The organism is Mesorhizobium sp. WSM4306, assembly GCF_007003975.1.
Classification (GTDB): domain Bacteria; phylum Pseudomonadota; class Alphaproteobacteria; order Rhizobiales; family Rhizobiaceae; genus Mesorhizobium.
In genome coordinates, this window is the sequence record NZ_VFTC01000002.1 from 46,773 (window position 1) to 64,253 (window position 17,481).

General features: G+C 61.7%; 18 protein-coding genes and 2 pseudogenes. 14 read left to right on the top strand and 6 right to left on the bottom strand.

The features are described 5' to 3' along the window. The first annotated feature begins 34 nt into the window (after positions 1 to 34). The 4 genes and pseudogenes from sseA (at position 35) to FJV77_RS03880 (ending at position 2,733) form a co-directional block, all read left to right on the top strand. The gene (gene sseA, locus FJV77_RS03865; RefSeq protein ID WP_142865554.1) at positions 35 to 886 is read left to right on the top strand and encodes a 3-mercaptopyruvate sulfurtransferase; all 852 of its coding nucleotides are present in this window, start codon (positions 35 to 37) and stop codon (positions 884 to 886) included. A gap of 5 nt (positions 887 to 891) precedes the next feature. Beyond that, positions 892 to 1,455: a GNAT family N-acetyltransferase gene (locus tag FJV77_RS03870; protein WP_142865555.1), complete on the top strand. Its 564-nt coding sequence runs from the start codon at positions 892 to 894 to the stop codon at positions 1,453 to 1,455. Positions 1,456 to 1,551: 96 nt separating this feature from the next. Then, positions 1,552 to 2,120 (top strand): annotated as a pseudogene (locus tag FJV77_RS03875) (OmpA family protein). 145 nt (positions 2,121 to 2,265) lie between these two features. Beyond that, a complete protein-coding gene (locus FJV77_RS03880) occupies positions 2,266 to 2,733 on the top strand; it encodes a DUF1203 domain-containing protein (RefSeq protein WP_142865556.1) in 468 nt (155 codons plus the stop codon). Between the two features lie 434 nt (positions 2,734 to 3,167). On the opposite strand, the pseudogene FJV77_RS03885 reads toward FJV77_RS03880, so the two are convergent. Together FJV77_RS03885 and ald are read right to left on the bottom strand one after the other, a co-directional pair. Continuing rightward, positions 3,168 to 3,329 (bottom strand): annotated as a pseudogene (locus FJV77_RS03885) (porin family protein); the annotation flags it as partial. Between the two features lie 114 nt (positions 3,330 to 3,443). Continuing rightward, the gene (ald, locus tag FJV77_RS03890; RefSeq protein ID WP_142865557.1) at positions 3,444 to 4,559 is read right to left on the bottom strand and encodes an alanine dehydrogenase; all 1,116 of its coding nucleotides are present in this window, start codon (positions 4,557 to 4,559) and stop codon (positions 3,444 to 3,446) included. Positions 4,560 to 4,715: 156 nt separating this feature from the next. On the opposite strand from ald, the gene FJV77_RS03895 reads away from it, so the two are divergent. Then, a complete protein-coding gene (locus tag FJV77_RS03895) occupies positions 4,716 to 5,189 on the top strand; it encodes an Lrp/AsnC family transcriptional regulator (protein ID WP_112395099.1) in 474 nt (157 codons plus the stop codon). A 24-nt stretch (positions 5,190 to 5,213) separates the two neighbouring features. On the opposite strand, the gene FJV77_RS03900 is transcribed toward FJV77_RS03895, so the two are convergent. Then, positions 5,214 to 5,876, bottom strand: a complete 663-nt coding sequence (locus FJV77_RS03900; protein ID WP_142865558.1) for a 5-formyltetrahydrofolate cyclo-ligase — start codon at positions 5,874 to 5,876, stop codon at positions 5,214 to 5,216. Positions 5,877 to 6,058: 182 nt separating this feature from the next. Between FJV77_RS03900 and FJV77_RS03905 the strand changes: the two genes are divergently transcribed. Continuing rightward, a complete protein-coding gene (locus FJV77_RS03905) occupies positions 6,059 to 7,324 on the top strand; it encodes an NAD(P)/FAD-dependent oxidoreductase (RefSeq protein WP_142865559.1) in 1,266 nt (421 codons plus the stop codon). A gap of 129 nt (positions 7,325 to 7,453) precedes the next feature. Next, the gene (locus tag FJV77_RS03910) at positions 7,454 to 9,433 is read left to right on the top strand and encodes a bifunctional 2',3'-cyclic-nucleotide 2'-phosphodiesterase/3'-nucleotidase (protein ID WP_142865560.1); all 1,980 of its coding nucleotides are present in this window, start codon (positions 7,454 to 7,456) and stop codon (positions 9,431 to 9,433) included. A 41-nt stretch (positions 9,434 to 9,474) separates the two neighbouring features. Here FJV77_RS03910 and FJV77_RS03915 read toward each other — a convergent pair whose 3' ends face one another. After that, the gene (locus FJV77_RS03915) at positions 9,475 to 10,725 is read right to left on the bottom strand and encodes a cyclopropane-fatty-acyl-phospholipid synthase family protein (protein WP_142865561.1); all 1,251 of its coding nucleotides are present in this window, start codon (positions 10,723 to 10,725) and stop codon (positions 9,475 to 9,477) included. Between the two features lie 259 nt (positions 10,726 to 10,984). Between FJV77_RS03915 and FJV77_RS33230 the strand changes: the two genes are divergently transcribed. From FJV77_RS33230 to FJV77_RS03940, 6 genes are all read left to right on the top strand, one after another. Continuing rightward, a complete protein-coding gene (locus tag FJV77_RS33230; RefSeq protein ID WP_281401903.1) occupies positions 10,985 to 11,119 on the top strand; it encodes a hypothetical protein in 135 nt (44 codons plus the stop codon). 115 nt (positions 11,120 to 11,234) lie between these two features. Continuing rightward, the gene (locus tag FJV77_RS03920; protein ID WP_142865562.1) at positions 11,235 to 11,525 is read left to right on the top strand and encodes a Dabb family protein; all 291 of its coding nucleotides are present in this window, start codon (positions 11,235 to 11,237) and stop codon (positions 11,523 to 11,525) included. Positions 11,526 to 11,698: 173 nt separating this feature from the next. Then, positions 11,699 to 12,571 (top strand): VOC family protein, encoded by an 873-nt coding sequence (locus tag FJV77_RS03925; RefSeq protein ID WP_142865563.1) that lies wholly within the window; start codon positions 11,699 to 11,701, stop codon positions 12,569 to 12,571. Beyond that, positions 12,568 to 13,416 (top strand): 3-deoxy-8-phosphooctulonate synthase, encoded by an 849-nt coding sequence (kdsA, locus tag FJV77_RS03930; protein ID WP_142865564.1) that lies wholly within the window; start codon positions 12,568 to 12,570, stop codon positions 13,414 to 13,416. The genes FJV77_RS03925 and kdsA overlap by 4 nt, the downstream gene beginning before the upstream one ends. 86 nt (positions 13,417 to 13,502) lie before the next feature. Further along, positions 13,503 to 13,706: a dodecin family protein gene (locus tag FJV77_RS03935; RefSeq protein WP_142865565.1), complete on the top strand. Its 204-nt coding sequence runs from the start codon at positions 13,503 to 13,505 to the stop codon at positions 13,704 to 13,706. An 87-nt stretch (positions 13,707 to 13,793) separates the two neighbouring features. Continuing rightward, entirely contained in the window at positions 13,794 to 14,159 is a 366-nt protein-coding gene (locus FJV77_RS03940) for a PRC-barrel domain-containing protein (RefSeq protein ID WP_142865566.1), read from the top strand. 70 nt (positions 14,160 to 14,229) lie between these two features. Here FJV77_RS03940 and FJV77_RS33235 read toward each other — a convergent pair whose 3' ends face one another. Both FJV77_RS33235 and FJV77_RS32200 read right to left on the bottom strand, forming a co-directional pair. Next, entirely contained in the window at positions 14,230 to 14,352 is a 123-nt protein-coding gene (locus FJV77_RS33235; RefSeq protein WP_142865567.1) for a hypothetical protein, read from the bottom strand. A 108-nt stretch (positions 14,353 to 14,460) separates the two neighbouring features. Continuing rightward, a complete protein-coding gene (locus FJV77_RS32200) occupies positions 14,461 to 15,828 on the bottom strand; it encodes a hypothetical protein (protein ID WP_185970182.1) in 1,368 nt (455 codons plus the stop codon). A gap of 314 nt (positions 15,829 to 16,142) precedes the next feature. On the opposite strand from FJV77_RS32200, the gene eno reads away from it, so the two are divergent. Further along, positions 16,143 to 17,417, top strand: a complete 1,275-nt coding sequence (gene eno / locus FJV77_RS03955) for a phosphopyruvate hydratase (protein WP_142865568.1) — start codon at positions 16,143 to 16,145, stop codon at positions 17,415 to 17,417. Positions 17,418 to 17,481 lie beyond the last annotated feature (64 nt).

Here is a 17,481-nt window from a genome sequence, read left to right on the forward strand (position 1 = left end):
AAATGCCTCGCAGAGGCGGGGCGGGAGAACAACAATGGCCGATGACAGCCCTTTCACCGTCGACGCGGACTGGTTGCAGAGCCGTCTTGGTGAGCCTGGCCTGACGATCGTCGATGCGTCCTGGTATCTGCCGGCGCAAAAGCGCGATGCGCGCGCCGAGTATGAGGCGGCGCATATTCCGGGCGCGCGCTTCTTCGACCACGATGCGGCCTCGGACCCGGATGCCAAGCTGCCACACACGCTGCCGTCGCCGCAGCATTTCGCGCAATATGTCGGCACCATGGGCATTTCGGCCGACGACACCATCGTCGTCTATGACGGTCCAGGTTTCTTCTCGGCGCCGCGGGCGTGGTGGATGTTTCGCGTCATGGGCGTGTTCCAGGTCTATGTGCTGGACGGCGGCTTCGACCGCTGGAAGGCGGCGGGCCGGCCGGTGACGGCGGAACCGACGAAGATCGCGCCGAATGTGTTCTATGCCGATTTCGATGCCTCCCGGGTCGCCAGCCTCTCCGACATGCGCCGCATCGTCGAAACGAAAGAGAGCCAGATTGCGGACGCCCGTGGCGCCGGCCGCTTCACCGGAACCGAACCCGAGCCCCGCGCCGGTGTCCGCTCCGGTCACATGCCTGGCGCGCGCAACCTGCCTTATTCGGCGCTGTCGCAAGATGGCGAGCTGTTGTCGAAGGATAGGCTGCGCAAGGCCGTTGAGGATGCCGGCATCGATCTGTCGAAGCCTGTCGTCACCTCGTGTGGCTCCGGCATCACCGCGGCTGTCGTCACGCTGGCGCTGGAGACGCTTGGCCACACCGACAACAGGCTCTACGACGGCTCATGGACCGAATGGGGCGGGCTGGCCGATACGCCCGTTGCAACGGGCAAGGAATGATGGCGATGGAAAACGGCGCGCTGGACAACATTGAGGTTACGGTCACGTTTCTGGAAATGCATGTGCCGCCGGCCTATTCACCGCCCGTGCCGTACAACAAGCAGATCGCGCTGTTGAAGACCAAGGACATTCCGCTGCATTTCTACCGCTATCTGATGGATCGGGTGGGGCGCAAATGGCATTGGGTCAATGTGCTGCGGCTGGACGATGACGAGCTTGCGGCCGGTATTCACCGCGAAGACCGCGACATCAGGGTGCTTTATCTCGACGGCGCGCCGGCGGGGTTCTTCGACCTCAAGCCGCATCTGCCGGAGGAAGTCGAACTCGCTTATTTCGGCATGATGGAGCATGCGACCGGGCAAGGCATCGGCCGCTGGTTCCTGGGCGCGGCGATCGCCGCCGCCTGGTCATACGGGCCGAAACGGGTGACGGTGCAGACCTGTACGCTCGATCATCCGGCCGCCTTGCCGCTCTACCAGAAGCTCGGCTTTGCGCCGGTGGCGCAAAAGAAGGAGACCGTGCATCCGCTGCCTTTTGCCGAGCGCTCGGCCAGCGTCATGCGACCCTAATCTCTCCGAAAGCTGAACCAGCCGTTCATCGGCGCTTCAGGCTGCCTTTGCCATGGTGGCGTCAACACGGACGCGGCCATTGCCGAGGAGAAAGATATGCTGAGCCGACGTACATTTGCCGCAGCGCTGATTGCTGCACTTGCACTGCCGACCCTTGGACCGACCTTGGCCGCCGCACAGGCGACCACGCCGTCGGCGGCAACGATCGAGCGACAGCTCGACGCGGCGCCCCGGGTGAAACTGCGACCCAACCAGCGCGTCACCATCCGCGAATTCAAGCGGCGGCCGGATCTGAGGCGCCAGGCGCGCTCGATCGACATCCAGTCCATCAATTTCGCCTTTGGCCCGGCGGCCATTTCCAGTTCGCAATACGGCAAGATCGAGAACATCGCCGACGCGCTGGAGCGCATCCTGCGCCGCGATCCCCGCGCCCGCGTGCTGATCGAGGGCCATCTGACGCGGTCGGCTCCTTCCGGTCGAACCAGGTCCTGTCGGAGCAACGCGCCGCCTCGCTGAAGCGCACTTTGGTTCGCGAGTTCGGCGTGCCGGGCTATGCGCTGGAAACTGTCGGCTATGGCGAGGAATTCCTGCTGGTGCAGACCCAGGACGAAAACTGGCGCAACCGCCGTGTGACGCTGCGCCGCTTCGACGATTTCATCCGCTGACCGGGACAGGTTTCTGATGCAACGTTTCAGCAGTCCGGCTTGAAAATGGCCGGGCTGCTGGGGGCCTCACAGTCTTGGCAGGAATCGGGTGGGAGGCAGCCGCTTCGCGGCATATTTTCCGGTCAACGACACCGGAGATTCAGCCATGACCGTTCAGTTCAAAGCCTTGCCGACAAAAGACGTCAGAGCGCTGCAGCGCGGCGGTCCGGACGCCTATGGCCGCACGCCGGAGCGGAAGGTTTCCGATGGCGACGGCATGCCGTGCCGGCATTGTCTGAGAAACGTCGCCGAAGGCGATGGCTATCTGATCCTGGCCTACCGGCCGTTTCCTTCTTTGCAGCCTTACGCCGAGACCGGCCCCATCTTTCTGCATGCGCAGGAGTGCGAACGCGCAGCCGAGACAGAAGCGCTGCCGGACATACTGGAGAGCAGCGACTATATTGTGCGCGGCTATGGAGCGGATGACCGCATCGTCTATGGCAGCGGCGGCGTCATTCCTACGGTCGATATAGCGGCGCGAGCCGAGACATTGTTCGAGCGCGACGACATCGCTTATGTCCATGTCCGCTCTGCACGCAACAATTGCTATCAGTGCCGCATCGAGCGCGCCTGACAAAAAAATGCCCGCCGGTGATCTGGCGGGCAGTTGGGAGCCGTGTGACGGAAGCTGCTGCCGAGGCCTGCATAGGAGACATCAGGCGTTCGGAGGCGGCTGGGGCCGTCAAGTTGGCAGCATCTGTCTGCGCAGGTTTTTCGAATGCCTGATGTGAAACACTTCACACAGCGCCAGCGATCGTCGCGAACATGACGGCGCGCGGCCGTAGCTGGCTGAGAGCTGTCGCACTCCCGTCGCATTCATTCGTTAAAAGGTGAGTGTCGATGGATTTGCCGACCGCGGATGAACCGGCGGGAATCTCGATGACTGAGGAAGCGGGGCTTTGGCTCCGCTTTTTTGTTGTCAGCCGACCTGTCTAATTATGACCTTGCGCAAAGAAAAAGCCCGTCGGAATTGACCGACGGGTTTTTGACCGTGCCTGGCCGGGTTTTTTAGTTGAATTTATACTTCGCACCGAGGCGAACGGTCTGGAACGAAGGCTCGTCAGTCAGCAGGCCGCCCGAGCCGAAGTCCTCTTTCTCATACTGCGAATAGCGGTATTCGAGACCGAGCGTCATGTTGGAGGAAAAGGCCGTTTCCAGACCGCCACCGACTGGCTAGAGCCTTGTTCCATCCCGATGGTATCGGGATGGGGCGCTATTTTTTTGTTTGAGCATGATCTTGTCCGAAAACCGGATTCCACTTTTCGGGATCATGCTAAGATCAGGTCAGGCGGCCAGGACCGCCTTGGGTTCTACCAGCTCATAGCCGAGAGCCTCGGCGACGGCGCGGTTGGTGATCTTGCCCCTGTGGACGTTGAGACCGTTGCGCAAATGATGGTCGTCGACCAGCGCCTTCAGGCCCTTGTCGGCCAACTGCAGGCCATAGTGCAGCGTCGCGTTGTTCAGCGCGTGCGCCGAAGTGACCGGCACGGCGCCAGGCATGTTGGCGACGCAGTAATGGATGACGCCATCGACCTCGTAGGTCGGATCGGCATGGGTGGTGGCGTGCGAGGTTTCGAAGCAGCCGCCTTGGTCGATGGCGACGTCGACCAGCACCGAACCCTTCTTCATGCCCGACAGCATTTCCCGGGTCACCAGCTTGGGTGCCGCCGCGCCCGGGATGAGCACGGCGCCGACGACGATGTCGGCGGAGAAGCATTCTTCTTCCAGCGCCTCGACAGTGGAATAACGGGTGTGGACACGGCCGGCAAAGAGGTCGTCGAGCTGACGCAGGCGCGGGATCGAACGGTCGATGATAGTGACGTCGGCGCCAAGGCCGGCGGCCATCCTGGCCGCATGCAGGCCGACGACGCCGCCGCCGAGCACGGTGACTTTGCCGGGCAGCACGCCGGGCACGCCGCCGAGCAGCACGCCGCGGCCGCCATTGGCCTTCTGCAGCGCTGTGGCGCCGGCCTGGATCGACAGGCGGCCGGCGACTTCCGACATCGGCGCCAAGAGCGGCAGGCCGCCGCGGTCGTCGGTCACGGTCTCATAGGCGATTGCCGTGACGCCGGAGGCGAGAAGACCCTTGGTCTGTTCCGGATCCGGAGCCAGGTGAAGATAGGTGTAAAGGATCTGGCCATCGCGCAGTTGCACCCATTCATTGGGCTGCGGCTCCTTGACCTTGACGATCATGTCCGACTTGGTGAACACATCTGCGGCGGTCTTGGCAATGGTGGCGCCGGCGGCGCGATAGGCATTGTCATCGGCGCCGATGCCGGCGCCGGCGCCGGTTTCGACCAGCACCTCATGGCCATGCGCGACATATTCGCGGACTGAGCCCGGCGTCAGGCCGACGCGGTATTCGTGATTCTTGATTTCCTTGGGGCAACCGACGCGCATTCTTCTTCTCCTGATCCGGCCCTTGGGGCTCGTTCCCTGTATCAATGTAGTCAACCATGAATCGTTGCGCAGATGTTTGCGAATGCGCTTGCGCGCCAGGACGCGTTTCGATAATCGTTGCGCCAAATCGCAGGATTTTCGCAGGAACCACGAAAAATGCCGCTCGACAGGATCGATATCGCCATTCTTGAGACTTTGCAGAAGGATGGGCGCATACCCAATGCGGCGCTCGCGGAGCGGGTCGGCCTGTCGCAGTCGGCCTGCTCGCGACGCCTCGACAATCTGGAGAAATCCGGGACCATTCGCGGCTATCACGCCCGGCTTTCGAATGCAGCGCTCGGGCACCAGATGACGGCGATCGTGCACATCTCGTTGTCGGGGCAATTCGAAAAGACGCTGTCGGATTTCGAGGCGGCGATCAAGCGCTGCCCCAATGTCTTGTCATGCCACCTGATGTCAGGCGAATACGACTACATCCTGCGCATCGCCGCCAAGGACCTGGTCGACTATGAGCGCATCCACAAGGAGTGGCTATCGGCGATGCCGCATGTGACCAAGATCAACTCGTCATTTGCCTTGCGCGAGATCGTCGATCGCACGGCCATGGGGATGAAGCCGGAACTGGCTTAACGCCAAAGGCACACCCGGACGCTTTCAAGCCTCGGTGACGAGCCGGTCCATCGGGATGTCGTGCGGCTGCGGGTAGATGGTGGCGATGCGCTGCAACTCGTAACCGACGCCGATGACCAATGGCTTGAACGGCATCGCCGCCAACGTACGGTCGAAGAAGCCGCCGCCGTAGCCCAGGCGGTAGTTTTGCGGATCGATGCCGACGATTGGCGAAATGACGATGTCGGGCAGCACCGGGTCGCCTTGGGCGGGGATGGGGATGTTCCAGACGCCTTTTTCCAGCCGGTCGCCAGGAACGTAGGCGCGGAACATCAGTGGTTGTCCTTTCTCGATGACGATGGGGAGCGCCGTGCGACCGCCGCGCTCGTTGATAGACGCCATCCAAGGCCGCAGGTCCGGCTCGCCGCGAAACGGCCAGTAGAGGCTGACCATGCGACCGGCGATGTCGCCGATCACCGCGTCCAGTCCGTTGGCAATGCGCTGCGACATGGTTGTGCGCGCATCGGCCGAACCCGCCAGACGCGCCGCGATCAGCCGTTCGCGCTCGACCTTGCGCCAACGGCGCACATCGGTCCAGTCGGTCAATGGCGCCCGAAATTCCGGATCGAGTTCGTGCATGAAGCAAGGCGGCGAAGAATATTGCGCCGGGCCTTCGCCGTCTTTCGCGCCGTGACTATCGTTGGCCATGCCTCGCTCCCGTGGTTCCTTCCCCTGCGAGGCTATACCCGTCTGAGCCTGCCGACATGGGCATTCGCGACATTGGACGGCGAGTCCGGGGCAGCCTTGATGCATGACAGTCTTGCGCCCCACGACATTGTTGCGGTGCACAAAAATCATTAGATAAGGACGGTGAAAACGAGGTGAGTGCGATGAACGAAACGAGCCATCATGTCGTTGTCGTCGGTGCGGGATTCGGGGGTCTGGAACTCACCCGCGCATTGGCCGGCGCGCCCGTGCACATCACCATGATCGACAAGCGCAACCACCACCTTTTCCAGCCGCTGCTCTACCAGGTGGCAACCACATTGCTGGCGACATCGGAAGTTGCCTGGCCAATCCGTCATCTGCTGCGCAAGCGCAAGGATGTGACGACCTTGCTGGGTAATGTCACCGGCGTCGACCGCGCCGGCAAATGCGTGCTGCTCGAGGACGGCAGTTCGGTTCCCTACGATACGCTGGTGCTCGCCACCGGCGCGCGCCACGCTTATTTCGGCCATGACGAATGGGAGCCTTTTGCGCCCGGACTGAAGACGCTTGAGGATGCCACCACGATCCGCCGCCGCATCCTGCTTGCTTTCGAGCAAGCGGAACTCGAGACCGATCCAGCCACGCGCCAGGCGCTGCTGACGCTGGTCATCGTCGGCGGCGGCCCGACCGGCGTCGAGCTTGCCGGCACCATTGTCGAACTCGCGCATGAGACGCTGCGCGGCGAATTCCGCAACATCGACCCGCGTGAGGCGCGTGTGGTGCTGGTCGAGGCCGGTGACCGGATCCTGGCCAACTTCGCGCCGGAACTGTCCGACTATGCCCGCAAGGCGCTGGAGCGGCGGGGCGTCACGGTGGAGCTTGGCCGCGCCGTCACGCGCCTCGATGCCGAAGGCGTCGTCTTTGGCGATACGCATCTGCCGGCGCGGACGATCCTTTGGGCTGCCGGCGTTGCCGCTTCGCCCGCGGGAGAATGGCTGGGAGCGCCGGTCGACCGGGCGGGCAGGGTGATGGTCGAACCAGATCTGACCGTGCCGAATAGCCCGGAGATATTCGTCATCGGCGACACTGCGCATGTGTTGCGGCCGGATGGCAAGCCGGTGCCGGGCGTGGCGCCCTCCGCCAAGCAGGAAGGCAAGCACGTTGCGGCGACCATCAAGGCGCGGCTGGCCGGCGATAGCGAGCCGCGTCCTTTCCGCTACAAACATGCCGGCGATCTGGCAACGATCGGCAAGTGGGCCGCCGCGATCGATTTCGGCTGGATCAAGCTTACCGGCTGGCTCGCCTGGTGGCTGTGGGGTGTGGCGCACATCTACTTCCTGATCGGCTTCCGCAACCGGCTGTCGGTGTCGCTTAGCTGGCTATGGATATATTTCACCGGCCAGCGCAGCGCCCGTCTGATCACCCAGGGCGATGACGACAAGGGCTGACGCCCTCCCGGCAATTCATCCAGCCGTCACCTTTTGCTGATCGATTGACTTCCCGATGGACATGGCCAGTTTTCGGCGCGAAGCTTTCGGCCGGGGCTGGGATGTTCACATCGCTGGGAAGGAAAACCAATGTCGCCTTTGCTCCACCCTGTCTCACGTCGCGGTTTTCTTGCCGGCGCCGCCGCCAGCGGGGCGCTGATCATGCTGCATCCGTTCTCCGCCCGCGCTGAGGCCAATCAGGCGCATCTGAGGATCATGGAGACGACGGACATCCACGTGAATGTTTTGCCGTACGATTACTACGCCGACAAAGCGAACGACACGATGGGCCTGTCGCGGACGGCCTCGCTGATCGCTGCGGTGCGCCAGGAGGCCACCAATGCGATGCTGATCGACAATGGCGACCTTTTGCAGGGCAATCCGATGGGCGACTACATCGCCTACGAGAGGGGACTGAAGGACGGCGACCTGCATCCGATCATGAAGGGCATGAACCTGCTCGGCTATGAATGTTCGACGCTCGGCAACCACGAGTTCAATTACGGTCTGTCGTTTCTCGACAAGGTTCTGGCCGGGGCCAATTTTCCGTTCGTCTGCGCCAATCTGATCCGCGGCACCGAGCTCGCCGCCAGCCCGCGCGACGACAAGCTCTATCTCAAGCCGTACGTCATCCTCGACAAGAAGATCAAGGACGGGTCGGGCGCCGAGCAGCCGATCAAGATCGGTATTGTCGGTTTCGTGCCGCCGCAGATCATGGTCTGGGACCTGAAGAACCTGGAAGGAAATGTCCGGACGCGCGACATTGTCGAGGCGGCCAAGGCCTGGGTGCCTGAGATCAAGGAGGAGGGCGCCGACATCGTCATTGCGCTCTCGCATTCCGGCATCGACGTCAAGCAGGGCGACGGAATGGAGAACGCCTCGTTCTTCGTTGCCGGCGTCGAGGGCATCGATGCGGTGTTTACCGGCCATCAGCATCTGGTCTTCCCCGGCAAGAAGGATTTTCAGGCGCTTGACGGGGTCGACACGGAGAAAGGCACGCTGCAAGGCAAACCGGCGGTGATGGGCGGGTTCTGGGGTTCGCATATGGGCTTGATCGACCTTTTGCTGGAACGCGATGGATCGAAATGGCGCGTGGTCTCGGCGACCTCGGAGGCACGGCCGATCTACGAACGCGTCGACAAGGCGAACAAGCCGACGGTCGCGGATGACCAGCGCATCGTCGATGCGCTGAAGGCGGACCATGAGGCGACACTTGCCTATGTCCGCCGTCCGGTCGGCAAGACCTCGGCGCCGCTCTATTCCTATTTCGCGCTGGTGGCCGACGATCCGTCGGTGCAGATCGTCAACCAGGCGCAGAGCTGGTATCTCAAGGACATTCTGAAGAGCACGCAGTGGAAGGATGTGCCGCTGCTGTCGGCGGCAGCGCCCTTCAAGGCCGGCGGGCGCAACGGGGCCGACTACTACACCGACGTGCCGGTTGGCGACATCGCCATCAAGAACGTCGCTGACCTTTATCTCTATCCCAACACGGTGCGCGCGGTTGAGATCACCGGGGCTGAGGTCAAGGAATGGCTGGAAATGTCGGCCGGCATTTTCAAGAAGATCGAGGCCGGGAAAGCCGACCAGGCGCTGATCGACACCGAATTCCCGTCCTACAATTTCGATGTGATCGACGGCATCAGCTACAAGATAGACCTGTCGCAGCCGCCGAAATACGATGCCAAGGGTGGCGTCGCCAATGCCGGCTCCAGCCGCATCGTCGACCTCAGCTTCGATGGCAAGCCTATTGATCCAGCAGCGAAATTCGTCGTCGCCACAAACAATTACCGCGCCGGCGGTGGCGGCAGTTTCCCTGACATCAACGCCTCGAAGATCATCTATGAGGCGCCGGACACCAACCGCGACGTGATCGTGCGTTATATCGTCAGCGAAGGCACGATCAATCCCTCGGCCGACGACAATTGGTCGTTCACGCCACTGCCCGGAACCAGCGTCGTGTTCGAGACCGGTCCCAAGGCGAAGGATTTTATCGCGGGGGTCAAATCGCTCAAGATCGAGCCGGTCGGCGAGGGCGAAGCCGGGTTTGCGAAATACCGCATCCTGTTTTGAGGGAACGGGCGGGCAGGCGCTCGATACCGTTTTCCTCGGAACTACGCCTTGTAGACCACCTGGCGAACATCGATGTAGCTGGCGCGGAAGCCGGCTTCGCAATAGTGGAGATAGAACTCCCAGAGCTTCTTGAAGCGGTCGTCGAAGCCAAGTGGGACGATCTTTTCCCACGACTGCCAGAAGCGGTTGCGCCATTCGGCAAGCGTGCGGGCATAGTCGTCCGGAAAGACGCGCTCGCGCAGATGGGCGAGGCCATGGTCGCTGCCCAGCGACTTCAGGATCGACGGCGTCGGCAGCATGCCGCCCGGGAAGACGTAGCGCTGGATGAAGTCCGGCCGCGCGCGATAGGTGTCGTAGGCGGACTCGTTGATGGTGATGATCTGCAGGCCGGCGGTGCCGCCGGGGCGCAGGCAGGCCTTCATCTTGCCGAAGAACACCGGCCAGTATTTTTCACCGACCGCCTCGAACATCTCGATCGACGCGATGCGGTCGTAAGTGCCCGTTTCGTCACGATAATCCTGCAGCTTGATGTCGACCTTGTCGGCAAGGCCGGCCTTCTGGATACGCTCCTTGGCGAAATCGTGCTGTTCGCGGCTGATGGTCAAGCCGGTGACGCGGCAGCCGATCTCGCGCGCGGCAAATTCGGCAAAACCGCCCCAGCCGCAGCCGATCTCCAGCACATGATCCTTCTTGCCGATGCCGATGTCCTTGGCCAAAGCGCGATATTTGGCGGCCTGCGCGCTTTCCAAATCGTTGGCTCCGGTCGCATAGAGCGCCGACGAATAAGTCATGCTGGGATCAAGCCATTGCTTGTAGAAGGCATTGCCGAGGTCGTAATGCGCCGAAATGTTGCGCTTCGAGCCGGTTCGGGTGTTTTCGTTGAACCAGTGGCGGATGCGCTGGACGGTGTTGATGAGCCAGTTGGCGCCGCCGGCGACGCGTTCGCCGATGGCCGAGTTGACGACGAACAGTTCGAGAAAGCTGGTCACGTCAGGGCTTTCCCAGTCGCCGTCCATGTAGGATTCGGCAACGCCGATGGTGCCGCCGGAAAAGGCGCGGCCGGGCAAGCGCCAGTTCTTCAGCACCAGTTCGGCGTCGGGACCGGGCGCATTGCCACCGACAAGAACGGCGCGGCCGTCCGGCATCCTTACCTTGAGCGAGCCGCGCGGCAGTTTCATCGCCGCCGACAGCACCATGCGCGCCTTGGCCGGCAAGCCTTTGACGATCTCGGCGAAGTTGAGCTCGTCCAGCCTGATGGCGTCGCCGACGCCCTTGTGTTCCCTGGCAGCCATCCCACATCCCCCTGGACTTCCGCGGGGACGGCGCAAGATCTGCCGGCCTCCACATCCTCCACATTTCATTCGCAGGCGCGAACGCCGCAGCCTGCGTGAATTTTCGCCACAATCTTCCATGGCATTGGCCGAAACTTCAAGAGGCAAGCTTTGCCCGGCACTGACCCAGGTCGCCGGCCTGAGGCCAGAATCCGCGGGAGAGCGCGGCCCTCGGCGAAATCACTATGGTTCCGAACAGCCACATACGTTAGCTTCAGTCATGCGTTACGTCGTCGTCATCATGGCCATCGCCTTTTTCCTGATCTGGGACGGCCTCTATAATCAGGGCCGCTATCTCGACACGACGGTCAGGGAGATGTCGCGCATCGTGCGCTACGTCACCGGCGGGGGCTAGCTTCTTGCGCCTCTGCAAAGTCGCCTTCCGGCGCTGCCGGGCGCGACATCGTGGCGGTTGACGCGACTGATCCGCTCACACAAAACATGCCGGCAAATCGATCGAGGAGGCAGGCGTGATCCGGCATATCGTTTTCTTCAGCGCGCGGCGCAAGGACGATGTCGAGGCCGTGCGCATGGGCTTGCTCGCGCTGGGCAAGATCCCGCATTCAAACCTGTTCGAGGTGACGCTCAACACCAAGGTCGACCCGCTGTCGGACGCGATCGACGTGGTCGTCTATGCCGAGTTCGAGGACGAGGCGGCCTTGGCCGCCTACAAGGCGCACCCGCTCTACGCCGAGACGACCAGCCGGGTCAAACCATTGCGCGAATTGCGCTATTCGGCCGACGTCGTGGCGGTGGCCTGATCAGTCCGGCAAGAGGCCTCGCTTCTTCACAGGCGGAATTGGCTTCCGATTGGGGAAAATCGCAGGAAACGGTGCCGGAATGGCATGGTCATTCATGGGCGGACTCCGCCGCGATCCGGGCCACCGGCGGAAACGCTTGAACCGATATCCGGAATGATGCACACCGCGCCGGCATGACCCGCACAACCCATCCGCTTGACCATCTGGTGCTGCCGACGGCGAGCCTCGCCATGGCGCGGGCGCGGCTGACGTCGCTTGGCTTCATCGTCGCGCCAACCGGCATACACCCCTTCGGCACCGAAAATTGCTGCGTCTTCTTCGCCGACGGCACCTATCTCGAACCGCTGGCGATCGGCGACGAACAGACGGCAGCGCGCGCGATTGCCGGCGGCAATGTCTTTGTCGCGCGCGACCGGCTTTATCGCGCCAGCCTGGGCGATGAGGGCTTTTCCGCCGTAGTGCTGGGCACCGGCGACGCCGATGCGGACCATGCACGCTATGTTTCTGCCGGCCTGTCGGCCGGAGACGTGTTGAGTTTTTCCCGTGCCTTCACGGATGCGGCGGGAAAGAGCGATATGGCGTCGTTCAAGCTGGCTTTCGCCTCCGGCTCTCGGGCAACAGACGCGTTCCTGTTCGCCTGCGAGCGGATCAATGCGCCGAAAATCGACCGCACGGCGCTGCAGGCCCATGCCAATGGCGTGGCCGGCATCATCGAAATCGTTGCGGTCAGCGATGCGCCTTCCGCACAGGCTCTGCTGATTTCGGCAGTGGCTGGCTCGAAGCAGGAGAGCGGCGCGGTCTTCGATCTGCCGAATGCGTGTCTGACCATTCTCGATCCTGCGGCTTTCACCGCGCGCTTCAAGATTGCGGCCGGCGCGCCGACGAAACTTCGCTTCGCGGCGATCGTCTTTTCGGTCCGCAGTGCCGACGCCACGGCAAGCCTGCTTGCACACAACTCCATCGAGCACGATATAGCGGGCAATGATATTGTCGTGCAGCCGGCATCCGGGCAGGGCGCGGCTTTCATCTTCCGGGAGATCCCATGAGCAAGCCCCTGGCGCCCAATTCGGCGGTAACCGTCGGCAATGTCGTTTTCGACAACAACGCAGCTCTGGCGCTGATTGCCGGCCCATGCCAATTCGAATCGCGCCAGCACGCCTTCGACATGGCCGGCGCGCTGAAGGAGCTGACCGGCAAGCTCGGCATAGGCCTCGTTTACAAGACCAGCTACGACAAGGCCAACCGCACCTCGCTGTCGGCAACGCGCGGCGCCGGGATGGATGCCGCACTTCCGGTCTTCGACGAGTTGCGCAAGGAATTTTCGCTTCCCATTCTGACTGACGTCCACACCGAGGAGCAGTGCGCGATCGTCGCGCCGCATGTCGATGTCCTGCAGATCCCGGCCTTCCTGTCGCGTCAGACCGACATGCTGGTCGCGGCCGCCAAGACCGGCAAGGTGATCAACGTCAAGAAGGGGCAGTTCCTCGCCCCCTGGGACATGAAGAACGTGGTCGCCAAGATCACCGGCTCCGGCAACGCCAATGTGCTCACCACCGAACGCGGCGCTTCCTTCGGCTACAACACGCTGGTGTCGGACATGCGGGCTTTGCCTGTGATGGCCGAGATCGGCGCGCCGGTGATTTTCGATGCCACTCATTCGGTGCAGCAACCGGGCGGGCATGGCGGTTCTTCCGGCGGTGAGCGCCGTTTTGTCGAAACACTTGCCCGCGCTGCCGTTGCCGTCGGCGTCGCCGGCGTCTTCATAGAGACCCACCAGGATCCGGACAATTCGACCTCCTCCGACGGTCCGAACATGCTGCCGCTGAAGGACATGCCGGCCTTGCTCGAAAGACTGATGGCGTTTGACCGCATCGCCAAGAACGCCGCCTGACTGGCCACCGTGATGGTCAGCTTGAAGTCGGCAAAGGCCAGCTGTAGGCTCCTCCTTGCAAATGAGCGTCTTGGCAGGAGGAAGCCATGTCTGTTGCCCGCGTCACCGAAATCACATCGTCGTCACAAAAGAGCTTTCAGGACGCCATCGAGAAGGGAATTGCGCGCGCCTCACAGACCCTGAAGAACGTCGAAGGCGCCTGGATCCAGGACCAGAAGATTGTCGTCGAGGACGGCAAGATCGCGGCCTATCGCGTCAACATGAAGGTCACGTTCATCCTCGCGGAATGACCGTCCAACGTTTCAAAAAAGTCGGGAACTTTCGCCCGCGCCCCTCATTGTCAAAGTACGACCAACGACAAAAGAGGAGCATCAGACATGACCACTCAGACAGGTCACACCGAAGCCATCGCCGCTTCGCGCGTCATCGGCACGTCGGTCTACAACACAGAAGGCAAGACCATCGGCAGCATCGAGGACGTCATGCTCGACAAGACGTCGAACGGTATCATGTTCGCAGTGATCGGGTTTGGCGGTTTTCTTGGTATTGGCGAGAAATATCACGCCATTCCGTGGGCAAGCCTCGACTATGACGAGAATAAGGGCGGCTATGTCGTGCCGTTTTCCAAGGACCAGTTGAAAGCGGCTCCGTCCTATTCGATCAATGAACTGACCGGCGCCGATGGCGAGACCGCACGTGACGCTTCCTATGACTACTACAAGGTCACGCCTTATTGGCATTGATCCGGCGCGCTGACGCCTGACGTGGAAAGGCCTCCGAAATCGGAGGCCTTTTCACTGCAATACTCGGTTCCTATTCTGCGGCGTAAAGCGTCGACAACTGCGCTGCCGCCTTTGGCGGCTGCTGGTTGTCGCATGACGTCAGGAACGCCGCCGCGATCAGGAACAAACTCACAATACCGCTCAACTCAGACATGGCGAAACTCCTCCTGTTTCGCCCCGCGCGGCATGATCCTAATCGACGCCTCGAATGTTGCTCGTGAATTATCGTGACGCCACGTTGTCGAACGTGATCAAGGCGTGCTCAACCGAGCAGTCCCGCATTCTTGACCGCCTTGAAAATCTTCTCGTGCCAGGCAATCCGGTCCGCCTCGCCATTGGCCGGCGTGGTCGAATTGGCGTTGCCGACGTTGATCGCGCGCGAGATCTTTTTGATCAGACCGGAATCGGCAAAGGCATTGCAGCCTGACGCTTTCCATTCGGCGCAAGCTGCGAGCAGAGAAATCTGCGGGTCCTCGATCAGCTCAGGATGATTTGCGAGGTCGACCTTGGCGAGCTTGCCTTTGGCCGTGTACGCGTCGCGCCCCGTGGTCTGGAACGTGCCGCCGCCGCGGAAATTGAAGCCGTCCAATGTTCCTTTCACATTGCCCATCCGCCCGCCATACGCCCAGTCGCCCAGCGCTTCCGGCTTGCGGAGCAGATTGTCCTTGATCCACTGATCGGTCTTGCTGGCGGCTCGCGATTTCCACGCCTTCCGGATCGCAGCCACGGTCGTGTAGGTTAGGGACTCGCGAATGAGGGTGAAGCCACCGGTTTCCATCGCCGCTTGTGCGAAGAAATGCATCAGCCGATCATAGTTGTTGCACACGCCATGATCGCCGAGCGTTTTGAGGCCTTTGTCGGAGGTAAAGGCGCCGATGTAACCGTCATAGGTCGCCCGCCTGGACCCGCTTGCCGGTCTCGGCGCGAATTTCTGGAAGACCGCTGCGGGTAAGCCCTTCTTCGGATCGCCCGCAACCGCTTCGAGCACGCTCTCGACGCTCTCGGTCGACAGCACCGGTTCGCCTTCGATGACGACCGAAGCTTTGGGAATTGACTTGCCGTTGGTTTTCGGGAAACCACTGCCGGCAAAGGCTTTCAGATCGTCGATGAGGGCGATCACCCGGGTTCGGCTCTCCGTGAAGTCCATGTCGGAAAGCGGACCGCTCACCTTCTTCGTCGGATTGATGCATCCGACGCTGGATAGGAAATTGACGCCTGGATGAATAAGGATTTCGGTGCGCTTGTTGGTCTTAAGCAGTTCGAGTCCAGGTTTGGGTGGCGTCTTGCCGCCAGTGTAACCGATCGTCACATACTTGCCTCCGGCCTGTGTCGCCAGTGGGTAAGTGCCGGGCTCGATGCGCCTGCCGTTGTCTTCTTTGGAATTGTCGCCTGGGCCGCGAGATTCACACACGAACCCCGATAAGCCCGTGACTGCCGTGCCGTTGTGAAAGACTTTATAGGTTCCAACCGTTCTGCGCCTGGCACCCCTCATATGTTCGACTTGCCGGTTAATAAGAAGTTCCCAGCCAGTACCTGAAATTGTTGCCATTTCCACCTCCCCAAAGATTTCTAGTTTATTGATTTCATTGTTGTCGTCAAATAGTTCGCATTGTAGATGCGACCCTAACATCTTCGATGTCTCTGCATTGTGATGTTTGTCACATTGGCGGCAGCCTCTTTTGAAGCATCGGCTGGAGTTTGTGTGCCGCCTAGTATTTCGTGACAAAGGCATTGCCGCATAAAAGGGGAGGGCGCGCGCCTCATGCGGCGCCAGACATATGAGGTCAGGTCGGGCTGTTTGCGTTCAGATGTCGTCGCCGGTGCGCCCAGGCCTGGAGGCGCATGGGCGACTGTCACTATTATTTCATGCCATTCCCAATTGCCTTTTACGGCGCTTTGGCTAAGAGGGGCGCGACGCTTAATCGATCAATCGGGGACATCGCAATGACCGCCATCATCGACATTATCGGGCGTGAAATCCTGGATAGCCGTGGAAATCCGACCGTCGAGGTCGACGTCGTTCTCGAAGACGGCTCAATGGGCCGCGCCGCAGTGCCGTCCGGCGCCTCGACCGGCGCGCATGAAGCCGTCGAACTGCGCGATGGCGGCGCCCGCTATCTCGGCAAGGGCGTGCTCAAGGCAGTCGAGGCCGTCAATGGCGAGCTGTTCGAGGCGATCGGCGGCATGGAAGCCGAAAACCAGATCCACATCGACCAGACCATGATCGAGCTCGACGGCACGCCCAATAAGAGCCGGCTCGGCGCCAACGCCATTCTTGGCGTGTCGCTGGCGGTGGCCAAGGCGGCCGCGGAAGCCGCCGGCCTGCCGCTCTATCGCTATGTCGGCGGCACCAAGGCGCATGTGCTGCCGGTGCCGATGATGAACATCATCAATGGCGGCGCGCACGCCGACAATCCGATCGATTTCCAGGAATTCATGATCCTGCCGGTCGGTGCGCCGACGCTGCGCGAAGGCTTGCGCTGGGGTTCGGAAATCTTCCACACGCTGAGGAAGAAGCTCAAGGACGCCGGCCACAACACCAATGTCGGCGACGAGGGCGGTTTTGCCCCGAACCTGAAGAGCGCGCCGGTGGCGCTCGATTTCATCATGGAATCGATCGAGAAGGCCGGCTTCAAGCCGGGCGAAGAGATCGCGCTCGGCCTCGATTGCGCGGCGACCGAATTCTTCAAGGACGACAACTACGTCTATGAGGGCGAGAAGAAGACCCGCGATCCCAAGGCGCAGGCCAAGTACCTGGCCAAGCTCGCTGCCGACTATCCGATCATCTCGATCGAGGACGGCCTGGCCGAGGACGACTGGGAGGGCTGGAAGTACCTGACCGACCTTATCGGCAAGAAGACCCAGCTGGTGGGCGACGATCTGTTCGTCACCAACACGGCACGTCTGCGCGACGGCATCCGCATGGGCGTCGCCAATTCGATCCTGGTCAAGGTCAACCAGATCGGCTCGCTGACCGAGACGCTCGACGCCGTCGAGACCGCGCACAAGGCCGGCTATACCGCTGTGATATCGCACCGCTCGGGTGAGACAGAGGATTCGACCATCGCCGATCTCGCCGTCGCCACCAATTGCGGGCAGATCAAGACCGGTTCGCTGTCGCGCTCCGACCGCATGGCCAAGTACAACCAGCTCATCCGCATCGAGGAAGAGCTCGGCAATCAGGCGCGCTACGCCGGCAAGTCGGTCGTGAAAAGCTGATCTGGGCGTCCTCGGTCAGGCCCTTGGGCAAGATCTGGGCGACATGCACCAGCGAGCTTGAATC

Excerpts from the sequence above, each read along its gene's own strand:
- sseA (WP_142865554.1), top strand. The coding sequence starts at position 35 with ATGGCCGATGACAGCCCTTTCACCGTCGACGCGGACTGGTTGCAGAGC.
- FJV77_RS03870 (WP_142865555.1), top strand. The coding sequence starts at position 892 with ATGGAAAACGGCGCGCTGGACAACATTGAGGTTACGGTCACGTTTCTG.
- FJV77_RS03880 (WP_142865556.1), top strand. The coding sequence starts at position 2,266 with ATGACCGTTCAGTTCAAAGCCTTGCCGACAAAAGACGTCAGAGCGCTG.
- ald (WP_142865557.1), bottom strand. The coding sequence starts at position 4,559 with ATGCGCGTCGGTTGCCCCAAGGAAATCAAGAATCACGAATACCGCGTC.
- FJV77_RS03895 (WP_112395099.1), top strand. The coding sequence starts at position 4,716 with ATGCCGCTCGACAGGATCGATATCGCCATTCTTGAGACTTTGCAGAAG.
- FJV77_RS03900 (WP_142865558.1), bottom strand. The coding sequence starts at position 5,876 with ATGGCCAACGATAGTCACGGCGCGAAAGACGGCGAAGGCCCGGCGCAA.
- FJV77_RS03905 (WP_142865559.1), top strand. The coding sequence starts at position 6,059 with ATGAACGAAACGAGCCATCATGTCGTTGTCGTCGGTGCGGGATTCGGG.
- FJV77_RS03910 (WP_142865560.1), top strand. The coding sequence starts at position 7,454 with ATGTCGCCTTTGCTCCACCCTGTCTCACGTCGCGGTTTTCTTGCCGGC.
- FJV77_RS03915 (WP_142865561.1), bottom strand. The coding sequence starts at position 10,725 with ATGGCTGCCAGGGAACACAAGGGCGTCGGCGACGCCATCAGGCTGGAC.
- FJV77_RS33230 (WP_281401903.1), top strand. The coding sequence starts at position 10,985 with ATGCGTTACGTCGTCGTCATCATGGCCATCGCCTTTTTCCTGATCTGG.
- FJV77_RS03925 (WP_142865563.1), top strand. The coding sequence starts at position 11,699 with ATGACCCGCACAACCCATCCGCTTGACCATCTGGTGCTGCCGACGGCG.
- kdsA (WP_142865564.1), top strand. The coding sequence starts at position 12,568 with ATGAGCAAGCCCCTGGCGCCCAATTCGGCGGTAACCGTCGGCAATGTC.
- FJV77_RS03935 (WP_142865565.1), top strand. The coding sequence starts at position 13,503 with ATGTCTGTTGCCCGCGTCACCGAAATCACATCGTCGTCACAAAAGAGC.
- FJV77_RS03940 (WP_142865566.1), top strand. The coding sequence starts at position 13,794 with ATGACCACTCAGACAGGTCACACCGAAGCCATCGCCGCTTCGCGCGTC.
- FJV77_RS33235 (WP_142865567.1), bottom strand. The coding sequence starts at position 14,352 with ATGTCTGAGTTGAGCGGTATTGTGAGTTTGTTCCTGATCGCGGCGGCG.
- FJV77_RS32200 (WP_185970182.1), bottom strand. The coding sequence starts at position 15,828 with ATGTTAGGGTCGCATCTACAATGCGAACTATTTGACGACAACAATGAA.
- eno (WP_142865568.1), top strand. The coding sequence starts at position 16,143 with ATGACCGCCATCATCGACATTATCGGGCGTGAAATCCTGGATAGCCGT.